The sequence below is a fragment of the Embleya sp. NPDC005575 genome, assembly GCF_040605455.1.
In the GTDB taxonomy this organism is placed as follows: domain Bacteria; phylum Actinomycetota; class Actinomycetes; order Streptomycetales; family Streptomycetaceae; genus Embleya.
In genome coordinates, this window is record NZ_JBEXCV010000002.1 from 18,189 (window position 1) to 34,247 (window position 16,059).

General features: G+C 68.1%; 12 protein-coding genes and 1 pseudogene. 7 read left to right on the forward strand and 6 right to left on the reverse strand.

Annotated elements, in window-relative coordinates; genetic code table 11:
- Window positions 1–55: 55 nt before the first annotated feature.
- On the reverse strand, window positions 56–382 hold the full coding sequence (locus ABZS54_RS00715; protein WP_355529037.1) for a YiaA/YiaB family inner membrane protein: 327 nt from the start codon (window positions 380–382) through the stop codon (window positions 56–58).
- 184 nt (window positions 383–566) lie between these two features.
- Complete coding sequence (gene lon / locus ABZS54_RS00720; RefSeq protein ID WP_355529040.1) at window positions 567–2,984, reverse strand: endopeptidase La; 2,418 nt, start codon at window positions 2,982–2,984, stop codon at window positions 567–569.
- A 156-nt stretch (window positions 2,985–3,140) separates the two neighbouring features.
- Here lon and ABZS54_RS00725 point away from each other — a divergent pair.
- From ABZS54_RS00725 to ABZS54_RS00740, 4 genes and pseudogenes are all read left to right on the forward strand, one after another.
- Window positions 3,141–3,533, forward strand: a pseudogene (locus ABZS54_RS00725) (TnsA-like heteromeric transposase endonuclease subunit); the annotation flags it as partial.
- 105 nt (window positions 3,534–3,638) lie between these two features.
- Window positions 3,639–4,142 (forward strand): YfbM family protein, encoded by a 504-nt coding sequence (locus tag ABZS54_RS00730; RefSeq protein ID WP_355529349.1) that lies wholly within the window; start codon window positions 3,639–3,641, stop codon window positions 4,140–4,142.
- Between the two features lie 139 nt (window positions 4,143–4,281).
- The gene (locus ABZS54_RS00735; RefSeq protein ID WP_355529043.1) at window positions 4,282–4,833 is read left to right on the forward strand and encodes a GNAT family protein; all 552 of its coding nucleotides are present in this window, start codon (window positions 4,282–4,284) and stop codon (window positions 4,831–4,833) included.
- Between the two features lie 684 nt (window positions 4,834–5,517).
- Window positions 5,518–6,174 (forward strand): MFS transporter, encoded by a 657-nt coding sequence (locus tag ABZS54_RS00740; RefSeq protein WP_355529045.1) that lies wholly within the window; start codon window positions 5,518–5,520, stop codon window positions 6,172–6,174.
- A 104-nt stretch (window positions 6,175–6,278) separates the two neighbouring features.
- Here ABZS54_RS00740 and ABZS54_RS00745 read toward each other — a convergent pair whose 3' ends face one another.
- Together ABZS54_RS00745 and ABZS54_RS00750 are read right to left on the reverse strand one after the other, a co-directional pair.
- Complete coding sequence (locus tag ABZS54_RS00745; RefSeq protein ID WP_355529048.1) at window positions 6,279–7,541, reverse strand: type II toxin-antitoxin system HipA family toxin; 1,263 nt, start codon at window positions 7,539–7,541, stop codon at window positions 6,279–6,281.
- Window positions 7,538–9,244, reverse strand: a complete 1,707-nt coding sequence (locus tag ABZS54_RS00750) for a DUF262 domain-containing protein (RefSeq protein WP_355529051.1) — start codon at window positions 9,242–9,244, stop codon at window positions 7,538–7,540. Before ABZS54_RS00750 ends, ABZS54_RS00745 begins: the two co-directional genes overlap by 4 nt.
- 517 nt (window positions 9,245–9,761) lie before the next feature.
- On the opposite strand from ABZS54_RS00750, the gene ABZS54_RS00755 reads away from it, so the two are divergent.
- Window positions 9,762–10,361 (forward strand): NAD(P)H-dependent oxidoreductase, encoded by a 600-nt coding sequence (locus tag ABZS54_RS00755; RefSeq protein ID WP_355529054.1) that lies wholly within the window; start codon window positions 9,762–9,764, stop codon window positions 10,359–10,361.
- 241 nt (window positions 10,362–10,602) lie between these two features.
- Here the strand turns inward: ABZS54_RS00755 and ABZS54_RS00760 are convergent, their stop codons facing one another.
- Window positions 10,603–11,349: an HdeD family acid-resistance protein gene (locus ABZS54_RS00760; protein ID WP_355529057.1), complete on the reverse strand. Its 747-nt coding sequence runs from the start codon at window positions 11,347–11,349 to the stop codon at window positions 10,603–10,605.
- Window positions 11,350–11,508: 159 nt separating this feature from the next.
- Window positions 11,509–13,350, reverse strand: a complete 1,842-nt coding sequence (locus ABZS54_RS00765; RefSeq protein ID WP_355529060.1) for an AMP-binding protein — start codon at window positions 13,348–13,350, stop codon at window positions 11,509–11,511.
- Between the two features lie 332 nt (window positions 13,351–13,682).
- On the opposite strand from ABZS54_RS00765, the gene ABZS54_RS00770 reads away from it, so the two are divergent.
- Together ABZS54_RS00770 and ABZS54_RS00775 are read left to right on the forward strand one after the other, a co-directional pair.
- Window positions 13,683–14,873 carry an acyl-CoA dehydrogenase family protein gene (locus tag ABZS54_RS00770; RefSeq protein ID WP_355529352.1) on the forward strand — a complete coding sequence of 397 codons (1,191 nt, stop codon included), beginning with the start codon at window positions 13,683–13,685 and terminating at the stop codon, window positions 14,871–14,873.
- Window positions 14,870–16,015 (forward strand): acyl-CoA dehydrogenase family protein, encoded by a 1,146-nt coding sequence (locus tag ABZS54_RS00775; RefSeq protein WP_355529063.1) that lies wholly within the window; start codon window positions 14,870–14,872, stop codon window positions 16,013–16,015. The genes ABZS54_RS00770 and ABZS54_RS00775 overlap by 4 nt, the downstream gene beginning before the upstream one ends.
- Window positions 16,016–16,059 lie beyond the last annotated feature (44 nt).

Here is a 16,059-nt window from a genome sequence, read left to right on the forward strand (position 1 = left end):
CGGGGTCGGGTCCCACGTCGGGTCGGGTCCGGGTCCCGAACTCCGATGTGCCGCGTCAGACCAGGTCGTTCTTGAACAGGTCGTGGTCGGTCAGCAGCTTCTCCAGGCGCGCCTGGTCCACCCGGCTGACCACGGCCTCACTCTCCTGCCGGTCCCGGACGACCTTGGCGATGGTGATGCTGGACGTCACGACGTACAGCACGCCGAGACCGAGGAAGGCCCGGATCCAGCGGTCCACCGGCAGGTAGACGATGCCGACCAGAACCGCGCTCACGGACACGCCGAAGGACAGCGCGGCCTGGACGAAGAAGCCATGGGTGTTGTTGGTGCGCAGCGGCGATGTCATGGCAACAGTGTTGGGCCGGACGGGTGTCGCGCACATGAGTACGTGTACTCAAGAAGACGGCCTTCGGGCGGACGCGCAAAGGCCGTAGGCCGCACATCGTTCTCGATCAGGCCGTGCGATCGAAATTCGCCGCCGACCGAATGTGCCGCTCCGGGTCGAAAAATGCCGCGCGAGCCGCCTGGTGGGCGGCTCGCGCGGCAGCGGGTGGGCCGACGTGGGGTCAGGCGGCCACGGCGTGCTTGGCGTTGGCCGGTTCCAGGGCCAGTTCCAGCACCTCGCGTACGTCGGCAACCGCGTGCACGGTGAGCCGGCTCAGGATCTCCTCGGGCACGTCGTCCAGGTCGGCCTCGTTGCGCTTGGGGATCAGCACCGTGGTGACGCCGGCCCGCTCCGCGGCGAGCAGCTTCTGCTTGACGCCGCCGATCGGCAGTACCCGGCCGGTGAGCGAGACCTCACCGGTCATCGCCACGTCCGAGCGGACCGGCCGCCCGGTCAGCAGCGACACCAGCGCGGTGGTCATCGTGACACCGGCGCTCGGGCCGTCCTTGGGAACCGCTCCGGCCGGGACGTGGATGTGCACGCCGCGGTCCTTGAGGTCGCCCACCGGCACCTCCAGCTCCGCCCCTCGCGAGCGCAGGTAGGACAGCGCGATCTGCGCCGACTCCTTCATCACGTCGCCGAGTTGGCCGGTCAGGGTCAGTCCCGTACCGCCCGTCTCCGCGTCCGCGAGCGACGCCTCGATGTAGAGCACGTCGCCGCCCGCACCGGTGACCGCGAGTCCGGTGGCCACACCCGGCACCGCCGTGCGCTGTTCGGCCTTGCTCAGCAGCGACTCCGGGGTGTGCCGGGGCCGGCCGAGGTAGTCGCGCAGGTCGCCGGCGTCCACCGCTATCGGCAGCGGGTGCGCCTCGGCGTCCAACGCCTGCCGGGCCGCGACCTTGCGCAATACGCGGGCGATCGAACGCTCCAGGGTGCGCACGCCCGCCTCGCGGGTGTACTCGCCCGCCAGCAGCCGCAGCGCCTCCTCGGTGAAGGACACCTCGGTGTCGTCCAGGCCCGCCTTGTCCAGCTGACGCTTGATCAGGTGGTCCCGGGCGATGACGACCTTCTCGTCCTCGGTGTAGCCGTCGAGCCGAACCAGCTCCATCCGGTCCAGCAGCGGCTCGGGAATCGTTTCGAGCACGTTGGCCGTGGCCAGGAACACCACGTCGGACAGGTCGAGTTCGACCTCTAGGTAGTGGTCGCGGAAGGTGTGGTTCTGCGCCGGGTCGAGCACCTCGAGCAGGGCCGCGGTCGGGTCGCCCCGGTAGTCCGAGCCGACCTTGTCGATCTCGTCGAGCAGGACGACGGGGTTCATGCTGCCCGCCTCCTTGATCGCCCGGACGATCCGACCGGGCAGCGCGCCGACGTAGGTGCGCCGGTGGCCGCGGATCTCGGCCTCGTCACGCACACCACCGAGCGCGACCCGGACGAACGAGCGTCCCATCGCACGGGCCACCGATTCGCCGAGCGAGGTCTTGCCGACGCCGGGCGGACCGACCAGGGCCAGTACCGCGCCGGAGCGACGACCACCGACGACACCCAGTCCGCGCTCCTCGCGACGCTTGCGAACCGCCAGGTATTCGACGATGCGCTCCTTGACGTCCACCAGGCCGGAGTGGTCCGCGTCCAGGATCGCGCGCGCCTCGGCGATGTCGTACGCGTCCTCGCTGCGGTCGTTCCACGGCATTTCCAGGACGGTGTCCAGCCAGGTGCGGATCCAGCCGCCCTCGGGCGACGCGTCGGAGGCGTGCTCCAGCTTGTCGACCTCCTTGAGCGCGGCGGCCAGCACCTTCTCCGGCAGATTCGCCGCCTCCACCCGGGCCCGGTAGTCCTCCTCCTCGCTGTCCGGGGTGCCGTTGAGCTCGTTGAGCTCCTTGCGCACCGCGGCCAGCTGCTGCTTGAGCAGGAACTCGCGCTGTTGCTTGTCCATCCCCTCCTGGACGTCCTTGCGGATCGTCTCGGCGACGTCCAGCTCGGCGAGGTGGTCCCGGGTCCAGCCGACGACCTTGGTCAGCCGCTCCCGGACATCGACGGTCTGGAGCACGTCGATCTTCTGCTGGAGCGTCAGGTATGGGGCGTAGCCGGAGTTGTCCGCCAGGTCGCTGGGGTCCTCGAGGGCCTGTACGTGGTCGACCACCTGCCACGCACCGCGCTTGCCCAGCACGGTGGTGACCAGGGCCTTGTACTCGCGGGCCAGCTCGTGGGTGTGCTCGTCCGCCTCGACGTCCGCCACCCGGGTCGCCTCGACCCACAGCGCCGCGCCGGGCCCGGTGGTACCGCTGCCGATCCGCACCCGGCCCTCGCCGCGCACCACCACGACCGACTCACCCCCGGGCAACCGCCCGACCTGCTCGATCACGCCGAGCGTGCCCACCGCCGGGTACTGCCCGTCGTCGCGCGGAACAAGCAGCACCCGCGCCTTGCTCTCACTACGGATGCCGGGTCCACCGGACCGCCCCGCGGCGGCCCGCGCGGCATCCACGGCGGCACGGGTCTCCGCGTCATCGAGTTCGAGCGGGACCACCATGCCGGGGAGGACGACCACGTCGTCCAGCGGAAGAACCGGCAGGGTCAGAGTCCCGATGGTCTCGCTCATGTCATGCCCCTCAGGTAGCCACAGTCGAAAAAGTTGCGCTGCACTGACTCAAGAAACAAGAGCCCCTCTTTGTTCCCCCGCCCTCCCAAGACCCTGTTCGCCGTGAGCGAAGCTGTCCTTTGACGCGGATCTCTTCGCTTTGCGGACTACTTCGCCCGCTGTGAGGACGGCACGGCGGTGGTGGTGGACTGCCGTCCGGCGGATCGGCGCAAGCCGCGGGACGTGGCGAAGTTCGAGGCGACGCGGGCGACCTGTGCTCAGGTGGGGTGGGACTTCCGGCTGGTGGGGGCGCCGGACGCGATCGTGGTACGCAATCTGCGCTGGCCGGCGGGTTACCGTCACCCTCGGCACCGGCTGGAATCCGTGGCCGCCGAGCTGCCGGCGGCGTTCGTCGAGCCACAGCCGCTGATGGCGGTGGCCTCGGCGGTGGGGGATCCGATCAGGGTGCTGCCGGTGCTGTTCCACCGGCTGGGGTCACACGAGTTGACGGCGGAGGTGTCGGTGTCGCTGCATGCCTTCTCGCCGGTGTCGGCAGGGGTGCGGCTGTGACGGCCGGGCGGGGCTCGCGCAGTCGACCCGGAGTGGCCTTTCGCGGTGGCGGGCCGAACCGGCGCCTCCGCTGTCGGTGTCCGCCGCTAGCCTCCGGCCGTGGGCATGATCGGGGAGTACCGGCTGACACCCGCCGAGCTGGAGCGGGCGATCCTCGACCGGGAATGGGCCCGGGATTTCGTCGACGACCTGATCGACGCCGAGTTGCACGAGCGGCCCGACCCGGCGGAAGCCCGATCGCACAACACCGACAAGGCGTGGGACGCGCTCGGCTTCCTCACCCGCCGCATCGGCTTCGCCGTCGACATCGTCCACGGTGAGGAGACAATGCCCTGGGATGGGGACGAGGACGACTGGAGCCACGGCCCGCCGCGCTATCTCACCCCGGAACACGTTCGGGCGGCCGCCGAGGAATTGTCCGCGACCCCCGGTGACCGGCTCGTCGCGGGCGTCGGCCCGGCCGATCTGGTGCGCGCGGAGGTCTATCCGGCCTTCGTCTGGGAGCGGGCCGAATCCCTCGACTACGCCACCGGGCACTACGCGGCGCTCACCGTCTTCGTCCGGTCCGCGGCCAGGGCCGGCGACGCCGTACTCGTCTGGCTGTCCTGACTTCGTGCGATCCGGCCGTGTGCGCCCGGCGAGGTCCGCGGATTGGGCGCAGTGGGTGAATTCGGCGGGTGGCTCTTACGTCGTGGCCGGGTGGGGCGGAAGAATCGTTCGACTCGATACGAGGGGGCGAATCCTGTCAGTGAGCGACGTCTTTCCTGAACGTGTTCTGCATACGGGCTCGATCACACTGCGGCCGTTCACCGCCGATGATGTCGAGGACAACCGAACCGCCTGCGCGGACGAGGTGGTCCAACGATGGTTACCGCTGCCCCGGCCGTACACCGTCGAGGCATCCGTCGACTGGTGTACGAAAAGGGCGCACACCCTGCGCGAGTCGGGCGACGGTATCCATTTCGCAATCACCGACCCGGCCGACGGCCGGCTCCTCGGAGCCGTCGGGCTCAAGCGGGCCGACTGGCACGAACTGGTCAGCGAGGTGGGCTATTGGGTCGCGCCCTGGGCTCGCGGACGCGGGATCGCCGCCCAGGCCACCCGTGCGCTCGGGCACTGGCTGCTGACCGAGCAAGGCTTCGAACGCCTCGAACTCAAAGCCGCCGTCGGGAACATCCCCTCGCGCAAGACGGCCATCAAGGCGGGCCTGCACCGGGAGGGCATCCTGCGCAACGCCGGCCGCCTCCACACCGGGAGGGTCGACGTCGTGTTGTACTCGCTGACCCCATCCGACCTGTAGGCCGGGACGACGGGCGTGATCGCCGACGCGTTGCCTCCGATGCGGGCGGCGGATCTCGGCCGCGGGTGGTGTCGTACGGGCAATGCGGTTGGTTGATGGGGTAGTTCAGGTACCGGCTTCGGTGTGTCGGGGAGTCGCTTGCGAACCCGACACACCGGTCGAGCTGATCGGCGCGTGTGGGTGACCCGAACTCGGATGTCGGATGTCGGGCGAGCTTCGGCAGCGGCTGCTGTGCCGCCCGGTCTGGTCACGAGGTCATGGCCGAGACCACCCTCCGGGTCGGTCGGTGGGCGCCGAACGATCTCGGCCCACCTCGTCTGCGGACCAAGCATCTCGCGCCCCATCGAGCGCCCCACCGGGTCGCCCCGTGCGGCGAATTCCCTTGGCGGGCCCCGACGCAGCACGGTGACGCACCCGCGCGGACGCCACGGCGTGCACCTGCACGCACGGCGCCCGCGCGACGCCCGGCCGGTCGGCATGTCTGCGGCCTGCGCAAAGGACTCCCCGCAAGACCTAGAACGCGTGGAAGGTGACGCACCCGCGACGGAGCACGAAGCGCACCGGCGGCGGATGCGTGGCGGAAGGACGTTGACGGCGGGATACCGCCAGACCCGGTGTGGTGCCGGCGGTTGTACTGGGACGCCCCGCTGTCGGGGTCTCACCCACATCGCCGAAAGGAACGTCATGCCCGTCACCACCGGATCCGAGGAGCCCACGACCGGCCGGGCCGGCGCGCCTTGGCAGGAGCAGGAACGACGACAGCGACAGCGACGGCGGGGACGAGCCGGGCAGGAACAGGAGCAAGAACCCCGGCAGTACTGGCCGGCCGTCGTGTGTCTGTCGCTCGGGATCTTCGCGATCGTGACGCCGTTCCTGGAGCAGGTCACCCACGTGGAGCGGGGGCTGATCGGTGCCTACCTGCTGACCTTCGGCGTGGCCGGCATCGTCGGCAACTTTGTCGCGGGCGCGACCATGGTGCGCAGGCTGCGCGCGACGTTCGTCACGTGTGCGGTGCTGATCGCCGTCGCCACACTGCTGTTCCCGCTCCTGGGTCGGTGGGATGCGGGCGCGATCGGCCTGCTCGTGGTGTGGGGTCTGGCCTACGGCGCCGTCCCCGCCTGCTCCCAAACCTGGTTCGCCCGCTCCGCCCCCCAGTCCCAAGAGGCCGCCATGGTCGTCTTCACGTCGTCCTTCCAACTCACCCTCGCCACCGGCGCACTCCTCGGCGGAGCCGTGGCGGACGCCACGTCCTCGCAGACGGTCATGCTGTGCGCCGGCGCGATCGCCCTCACGATGGTCGCCACGGTCGGCGGCTTGGGTCGACCCGCGCCTCGATCCTGACCCACACGCGGCACCATCTTCGCGAGGAGACCTATGAACGCCATCAGTTTCGAGGCCGTACCTTCCCATGTCCGGCGATAATCAAGCACCAGCGGCCGGCCTCGCTATAGAACTCCCAACGCCTCTGTCTGCCGATCGATCCATTCGCAAATTCCTGTGCGGAGTTCTGGATTCACAGCGAGCAGATGTTCAAAATCAGACCACTGCTCCCGCACGCGCCGCGCAGTGTCCATGGCAACGGTTACGAGATCGACATCGACACGACCCAAACGACGTTCAAGCCGCTCCTGAAGTCGGGAAAAGGAACCGAGTCGAACGTCGGCGAATCGCTTGCTCCCATCAAAGCTGAGCCCGAAGTCCTCAGGATCTCCGCTGGGCGCATAGGGCGCCGTGGACACCAGATCGTATGCCGGAGAGAGCGTCGGCGTTCTCCGATCCCGGTAGATGAGGGACCAGTTCTTCAGATGCGCATCCCCATTGCCGATCACAGCATGGAAGGTGATTCTGCGGACTGCCTCAGAAAGGGCTTCCGTGTCGTGACCGCGATAAGCCAAGGCAGCAACCGTCTCAAAGGTTCCCTCGTATTTTGAGTGTGAATACTTTTCACGAACTTGCGCAAAGTCTTCAATATGGATGGCGGCACGGTCTTCACGGGAAAGCCGATCAAACCGACGAACTGCATACGCCCATTCTTCGGCATTCGGCCACATCCTCGGGGGAAGACCGTCAAGCTCCTCTCGATGAACAAGTCGCACATCCGGAACCTCGATACCAACCTCGCGAGCCAGCGACATCATGGCGTATTCATTGCGTGGTACATCCGGGTGGCGGTGGTCTGGAAATTTCACCAACCAATCACCGTGTACCCCAGCCGCAGGAACGGTAAGACGATCACCTTGTGCAAGCATGGAGAACTTGAGCGCGATCCCTGCCAGGGAAAATCGCCAAGGTGAGTCCGTGCTGATCGGACGCAGAGCTCCAGAAGCCTCGCTACCGTCGCCATCCGGCCATTCCCAGTACTCATCCGGCCCGTCGGCAAGCATTACCTGCACCGCGCCTGGAAGATCGTGCCCAACCTGAGCAAGCAATTCCATTTCTCGATCGATTGACACGCCTCGATCTTGGGCAACCCACTCCCGCAAGGGACCTTCGGGCAAGAGGTTGGAAAACCAGATGGGGAGGCGCAGTGCCGATGCGTATGGAGATCTCAAATTCTCTTCGAACCGAAGACCGAGGACGGGGCGCTTCGGATCATTCAAATATGATTCATTGAATGTGAAGCGAGTATAGTCACCTTTTTGACACAGAGTACCAATCCTGAATCCATACAGCAGGACCGCATAGTATTTCTCCTCAAGCTTACTCATTCGCCTACGCCATCCAACTCATCGAGATCGTCGAGATCCAGCAGGCCCAATGCCGGCGTGTCCTCATATCCCCACTCAGCCATGCGATCGAGAAAAGCGTGCAACTGGCGCTTGATCGCTTCCTGTCGTCGGGACAGGAAGCGGTTTCGTTCACCTCGGGCGAGCAAGTCGGCCCCGGTGCGATCGAGACAATGCGACGCCAACACCGCTTCCCAAGTCTCATCGTCAAGGTTCATGGGCTGGTGACCGAGCAGCCAGGGAATCTCACCCACCGGGTCGGTCTCACTGGGTAGGAAGAGGCGGTTCGCAGCAAGAAACTGTTGCTGCGGTGTGAGTCCACGCGGAAAGATTCGGTAGGCAACGGTGGCAGCCGTCGTCTGATCGCCAAGCAGGTTGGTGAGATCCTGAGTATCGAACGGTTCGCCTGTGACCAATGAGCGGGGCCCGAGTGACCACCACGCACTAAGTACGATTTTCGCAGTGGCTTCGTTGGTCTTGAACCTTTCCGAATTGGGCACGGTCGGCCGAGCCTCGACCATAGCCTCCATCAAACCTCTGATAGATCCATGCTCATCACCTTTCTTGATACGAGCCGATAGCGCCCGGCCGAACTGAGTGAAACTTCCCTTGAACACAGCAGGACCGGATACTGCAACTCGCCAGTAGAGGCGCCGCAGCAGACGCAGTGTATTTGGATCGGGATCCGGGAAGTGCGCAAAGAACCGGGTGAGAACGACGAGAAGAGCACGATAAACAAGCAGTGCCAAATGCGGAACACCCGCATGCTTCTGGAGAAACTCGACCGCCCGCACGAGGGCTTCCTCACCCTGGATATATGCAGTATCGCGATCTTCCCCCAGAAATTCTGCAGCCGTGCGACGGCCCGCCGGGTCAAACTCACTTCTGATGTCTCTGGCGGGATCAGGGCCACGGCGCGCAAGAATCGACGACAGAATGGTATCCGTGTCGATGGTCCCAAATCCGGTGCGATCCGCCACACGGTCCGCTATCCGTGACAGGGAAAGTCGATCCTCGGCTCCGGATTCGGGCCCCGCAAAGAGGGCCGAGAAGATCTCGGCCCGACTAAGCCGCTTTCCATAATTGTTCATCCGGTCGAAAATATCAGTGAGAATCTTCTCATCGTCCTGGCGGACCAAGTAGGCAGGGACTTTGAACTGGCGCAGAATCTTTGCAACTCGCTGCGCTTCCTTGAAGTATTCGGAAGCCCCTCGCCCTTCAGTGGCAAACCACTCGATAAGCTTCTCCAGGTCGAAAAGAACGGGAAGCGGGATGTATTGCGACCCCAAGATCTTCGGCTGCGGAATGAACTGACGCTCCGCCAAATCATAGTAAATGCTGAATGGTGCATTCTGATGACCTTCCGAATGCAAGGCATTCGCAAGGCTGGTAATACGCTGCTGGCCATCGACAACCCAGAGAGTTTCCTCATATGCAGGAGCATCAATAGAAAGTCGACCCAGGATAAGGGCCTGAGCGGGAGATCTCCGCACCCACAGCAAAAGACTCCCAATAGGGTAGCCTTTGACAATGCTATCGAAGAGTCGAATTACATCCTGAGTCGTCCAACGAAAGTCTCGCTGGAAATGTGGTACGCGGACTCTTCCCATCCAGGCATCCGCCACGAGATCTTCCAGATCGAACGTCGTCGCACTCGGTTGAGTCTCCAGTCCTGCAGTTCCCATGCTTCTTGCCTCTCGGAGAGATCTACGTCACCAGAGTGGAGGGGCGCGCACCGAACGGCAAACACGTTGCCGTTCGGAACACGGCCCATGAGCAACGCCGCACACGTACAACGAGCCGGCGCCGGCTCGCACCAGCCCAGTCTGTCGCACTCACCTGACCAAGACCGAACGACAGCTTTTGAAACAGTCGCGCATGTCGGACGCCGTCAACGGTGAGTACGCACCACGCATCGTCGTTCGCACGTCCAGCCTCGCCGTATGGATACATCCCGACAAGCCAACCCACGGCGCGCTCATGCCCCACCACACCAACAGCGTCCATGTGCCAGAACAGGTGTGCTCTCACCTGATTCGGTTCTTCGGGGGCGCCGTCAATGATGACGGAAGGCCGGAAGTTCCGGAAGGACTGGGCTTGACCTCAAGTTGACTTCAACTTCTAACGTCTTCGTCAGGCGTTCGGAGGGAGCACTTTCGGGGCCACGCAGCACAGTTCGCGCTTCTCTTCTTGGGGGATTCCATGAGCATCACCACGCACACGAGCACCGACGCCTTCCGGCTGGCCGTGATCGTCGGCAGCACCCGCGAAGGCCGCTTCGCCCCCGTCGTGTCCAACTGGTTCGCCGCCACGGCCGAGCGGCACGGGGACTTCGAGGTGGACATCATCGACCTGGCGCACGACCGGCTGCCCGATGTGTGGGCTCCGATGGGCAGCGAACCCGCCGCCGTGGTCGCCGCGGTGGGCGCTCGGCTGGCCGCCGCGGACGCGTTCGTGGTGGTCACGCCCGAGTACAACCACAGCTTCCCGGCCGGGCTGAAGAACATGATCGATCTGTTCCGCAGCGAATGGCAGGGCAAGCCGGTCGGCTTCGTGTCCTACGGCGGCATCTCCGGTGGCCTGCGCGCGGTCGAGCAACTGCGCCTGGTCTTCGCCGAGCAGCACATGGTCACCACCCGGGACGGGCTCGCCTTCCCGATGGCCTGGGAGAAGTTCGACGCGGAGGGGCGGCCGGTCGACGTCGCGGGCACCGAGGCCGCCGCCAAGGTGATGCTCGATCAGCTCGCCTGGTGGAGCGAGGCCACCCGGTCCACGCGCGTGCGCCGCCCGTACGGCGTCTGAACGCCGGCTCCCGACGCGGTCGCAGCGCGGCTCGCGGGGCGAGGTAGGCCCGCGCTCCGGTGGCCATCGGCGCGAAGTCGGCCACTGCCGGGGCGGGGTGTCCTCAAGCGCCGGACGGGCTGGGTGTCCTCAAGCGCCGGACAGGCTGGGTGTCCTCAAGCGCCGGACAGGCTGGGTGTCCTCAAGCGCCCGACAGGCTGTTCATCGCCCGCCCGGCGTTTGCGTTGGGGCCGATTGCGCTCTACGGCTCGTCGTCGCCGCGCTTGGTCATTGCGTCCGGACCCTTGAAGGTGCCTTCCCTGGTGGTTCCTTGTTGGGCCTTCCACTCGGCCGTGGTGGTCGTGTCGTGGGAGAGCTCGTCCCGCGCGGGGGCTTCTTCCGGGACCTCCGCCTCGCGGACCATGCCGACGATCCGACGGCCCGTCAGGCCCAGGCTGACCAGGCTGAGTCCGTCGAAGAGCAGGGCCAGCGAGATGAACGTGCCGATCGCGTAGCGGCTGCTGCTCGGCCATTCGGCCAGCACCAACAGGCCCAGGACCAGGTCGATCACGCCGACCACGATCGTCCAGATCATCTTGGCGGACATGCTCGCGACGCCGCCCACGATGCGGAACATGCCCGCGCCGAGCAGCAGCAGGGCCACGAACAGGGTGAGTGCCGCGGCCGCCACCTCGGGCCGGCGCAGCAGCACCACACCCGCCGCGATGTTGAGCGCGGAGACCGCGACCACGAGCCAGAACGCATTCTCCTTGCGCGCCTGGATGGCCTGTACGAGGCCGACCACACCGCCGATCAGCAGCAGCCAGCCGAACAGCACCATCGTGGTCAGCGTGGCGACGCCCGCGTAGACCAAGCCGACGATCCCGCCGAGCATCAGCACCGCGCCGAGCACGACCAGCAAACCGAAGCCGAAACCCTTGCCGCTGCGCCGATGCCGCCCCGCGCCGGATTCGGCGGTCGGTCCCGTGACGCCGTTCGTGCTGTCCATGGGTGCCGCTCCTCGGATCTGCCCGCGCCCGCAGAATCGCGTGCGTGGTACGCCTTCCCCCTGGAAAGCGACATATCCGTATGACCTGCTATCCGCACGACCGGCCGGGCGCACGACCGGCCGGGCGGCAGGACGGAGCGCACCGGCCACCCGCACCGATCAGCGCCGCGCCCCCGGCGGCAACGACGGCGGCAGCGCGGACCGCACCGGGGACAGGGCCGGAGCCAGCGCCGGCCGCGTCGACGGCATCGGGGTCGGCACCGGCGTCGCCACCGGCACACCCCGCACCGCCGGGCCCGGACGATCCGTCAAGCCCAGGAAGTGCCGACGCAGCCGGTACTTCTCCACCCGCCCGTTCGGCGTCCGAGGCATCCGCGCGACGATCCGCACGTGCGCCGGTCGCATGTACGCGGGCAACGACTGGGCGCACCACGCGCGTAGTTCGTCGGGATCGAGCGGATGGCCCGGCTCGGGCTCGGCGTACAGGACCACCTCGTCCTCGTCCTCCCGGTCGGCGGGCACCCCGAACACCGCGCCGACCGCGATGTCGGGATGCTGGTTGATCAGGTCCTCGATGTGGTAGGCCGACACGTTCTCGCCGCGGATCCGGATCCGGTCCACGACCCGGTCGACGAAGTGCAGCAGCCCGTCCTCCTCGTCGAACACCGCCGCGTCGCCGGTGTGGAACCACAGGTTGCGGGTGGCCTCCGCGGTGCTCAGCGGGTCGTCCACATACTCCTGCACCAACAGCCCCGGCAGATGTGGTCGGATCGCCAGGTGCCCGACCACGCCGTGCGACACCGGCCGGTCGTGCTCGTCCAGGATCGCCACCCGGGCGAACGGCAGCGGCGCGCCCAGACAGCCCTTGCGCACGATCCGGGCCCCGTCGAGCACCGGCACGCCCAGTCGGGCACATGCCTTCGCGATCGCCGCCGGCGCCAGTCCGCGGCGCAGCGACGGCGGTGTGGCCTCGCTCGGGTCCAGGCCGACCAGGACGGCCGCGATCGGCAGGCCGGTCTCGACCTGCCCATAGCCGGCGACCACCGTGTCGATCCCGTACCGGCGCGCGAACGCGCGATGGATCGGCGGCAGCGGTTGCATGAGCACCGTGCTCAGCGGATTGTTGCGCTCGCCGCGCAGCTCGGGCGCGCCGGAGAGCCAGCCCACCATCGTCTCGGTGAGCACCGCGCTGGTGGCTCCCGCCGACACCACGCGCCGCCAGAAGTCGACCGGGTGGAAGCGGTCCCACAACGACACCCCGGCGCCCGCCCAGGCGGCCCGGGCCAAGCCCGCGAACGCGCCCTGGACCGAATGCAGCGGCAGGTCCACGTGCACCACGTCGTCGGGCGTGGTGAGCCGGCGCAGCAGCAGGGTGTACGAGGCCAGCCAGCGGTGCGGCAACACGGCGGCCTTGGGCCGACCGGTCACCCCGGCGGTGTGCACGATCATCCCGACGTCGCCCGGATCGATCGCCACGGCCGGCGGCACCGCGCGGGCAAGGAAGTTGGCGTAGGCGATCTCCGGGTAGCCGTGGGGCGGCCGTGGCCCGACCGCGTCGTGCACGGTCAGCCGCGGCAGCCGGTTCAGGTGCGGGCGGACCGCCTCCAACGCGTGCACCAGCACGCGTTCGGTGACCACGAGCACCGGTTGGCAGGACTCCAGTTGCTCGACCAGCAGGTCGCCGATCGCGTCCGGGTCCACCGGGCAGTACACCGCGCCGGCCTTCCAGATGCCGAACATCCACAGCGCCGCGGCGTACGCGCTGCGGCAGTGCACCGCGACCCGGTCGCCGCGCCGGATGCCCGCCCGGGCCAGGTTGCCGGCGATCGTGTCGGTGGCCCGCTTGGCCTCGGCGTAGCTCAGGTCCAGACCGTGCTCGCCGTAGTGGATGAAGACCCGCATCGGGGTTCGCACCGACCACTTGTCCAGTGCTTCGGTGACCGACTCCCCGTCCGCGGCGAGTTCGGCGGCGAGACCCGCCTCGAGTTCTTCGGCGGTCATGGCTGTACAGCACCCCCTGCGACGCGCGGAAACCCGGAAGGTCCCGGCTTGGAGTCCGTGCGTGTACTCGCTCACACGGGGAGATGAACATATCGCCTGGGGACACCGATTGGGGGCCCGGGCACAGGCTTCCTACCGGTGAGTTCAGCACTTAGCATCCAGGTGGCCCGGTTGTCGACAGTTGGTCCAGGTCGATGAACAGGGCGTCACGACGGAGGACGGAGGCACCTCTTGTGCGAGAGCGGGGCGACGTGAGCGATACCGACAGCGAGCCCACCGGCCGGCCCACCCGTGAGCCGGTCCTCGACCCTGCCGACGGGTCGGGTCCGGAGGTGATCGACGCGGCGGAGATCCGGCGTCGGGTGGCGGAACTGGTCGCTGCGCACGATCCGACCACGATGTCCTCGGTCGAGTTCCTGGGGCACCGATTCGACGCGGGCCTGGCCTGGGTGCACTTCCCCGTCGGGTGCGGCGGCCTGGGCGCCTCGCGGGCGTGGCAGCAGGTGGTCGAGAGCGCGTTGATCGCGGCGGGCGCGAAGGCGGCCGGTGGATACCGCAATCCGATCGGTCTGGGGATGGGCGCGCCCACCGTCGCCGCGCACGGCAGCGCACAGCTGCGGGCCGAGTTGTTGCGGCCGCTGTGGACCGGCGAGGAGATCTGGTGCCAGCTCTTCAGCGAGCCCGGCGCCGGGTCGGACCTGGCGGGTCTGGCCACCCGCGCGGTACGCGAGGGTGACGGCGACTGGATCGTCAACGGCCAGAAGGTGTGGACCTCGCTCGCGCACAAGGCACGCTGGGCGATGCTGCTCGCCCGTACCGATCCGGACCTGCCCAAGCACCAGGGGCTGACCTACTTCTTCCTGGACATGACCTCGCCCGGAGTCGAGGTGCGGCCGCTGCGTCAGGCCACCGGGCAGGCGGAGTTCAACGAGGTGTTCCTGACCGACGTGCGGATCCCGGACACGCATCGCGCGGGCGAGGTGGGCCAGGGCTGGGCGGTGTCGAACACGACGCTGATGAACGAGCGGGTCGCCATCGGCGGCGCGGCGGCCGCGCGTGAGGCGGACGCGATCGGCGCGGTCGCGCGGATGTGGCGCGACCGGCCGGAGCTGCGCACGCCCGGGCTGCACGACCGGCTGCTGCGGGCCTGGGTGGAGTGCGAGGTGGCCCGGTTGGGCAACGAGCGGATCCGCCAGCAGCTTGCGGCCGGTAGGCCGGGTCCGGAGGGTTCGGCGGCCAAGATCGCCTATGCCCGGCTGAACCAGGACGTCACCCGGCTGTGGCTGGAGCTGGCCGGCGAGGAGGGGCTCGGCTACGACGACTGGGCGATGCGCCGCAGCGAGTTGGGGCAGGCCACGCTCGGGGCGCGGGTGCCGGGTTACTACTACCTGCGGGCCAAGGGCAATTCGATCGAGGGCGGCACGTCCGAGGTACTGCGCAACGTGATCGCGGACCGGGTGCTGGACCTGCCGCGCGAGCCGCGTACCGACACCAAGGTGCCGTGGAAGGAGATGCCCCGGTGAGCGAGCCCGGTATTCCCTCGCTGCTGTACGGCGAGGTCGAGGAGGACCTGCGTGCGACGCTGCGCGAGCTGTTGCGGGATCGGTGCGCGTGGCACGAGGTGTTGGCCCGCATCGACGCCGAGGAGGCGTACGACGAGGGCTTGTGGAAGGCGGTCGCGGCCGAGCTGGGCCTGGCCGGACTGTTGATCCCGGAGGAGTTCGGCGGGGCCGGGGCCGGGCCGCGGGAAGTCGCGGTGGCGCTGGAGGAGTTGGGCCGCGCGGTGGCGCCGGTGCCGTTCCTGGCCAGTGCGGTGCTGGCCACGTCGGCGCTGCTGGCCTGCCCGGCCGGCGAGGCGCGCGACGGGGCGCTGCGCGCGCTCGCGGATGGCACTCGGACGGCGACCCTCGCGGTGACCGCGAATACGTGGCCGGGGGCCGGCTTCCCGCTGTCGGTGACGGGTGCTCAGGACGCGGACGGCTTGTCGCTGACCGGCGCGGTGACCGGGGTGTTGGCCGCGGATCGGGCCGAGTTGCTGGTGATTCCGGTGGTCGTGGCAGGCGAGTCGCAGCTCGCCCTGGTGGCGGGCGACGCGGCGAATCTGTCCCGGCGCGCGGTGACTTCGCTGGACGCGACCCGCCCGGTGGGCGAGTTGACACTGGATCAGGTCCGCGGCCGGGTGCTGGCCGGGCCGGAGCACGCCGAGGCGGCGTTCGGGCACGCGCTGCGCCAGGGTGCGGCGCTGTTGGCCTCGGAGCAACTGGGCGTGGCGGAGCAGGCGTTGGCCGAGGCGGTGGCGTACCTGAAGGTCCGGCACCAATTCGGCCGGCCGATCGGGTCCTTCCAGGCGCTGCGGCATCGGGCGGCCGACCTGTGGTCGGACATCGCCGCGGCCCGGGCGGCGGCGCGCTACGCGGCGGCGTGCCTGGCCGAGGACGCGGTGGACGCGCCGGTGGCGACCGCGTTGGCGAAGGCGTACTGCGGCGATGTGGCGGTGCGCGCGGCGGAGGAGTGTGTGCAGATGCACGGCGGGATCGGCTTCACGTGGGAGCACCCGGCGCACCTGTACCTCAAGCGGGCGATGGCGTCGGCGCTGCTGCTGGGCACCGCGGATCGGCATCGGGCCACGCTGGGCACGCTGGTGGACCTGCCGCCGGCGATCTGAACGGCCCCGACACGGGTGTGGCCGGCCTCCGCGCGGAGGCCGGC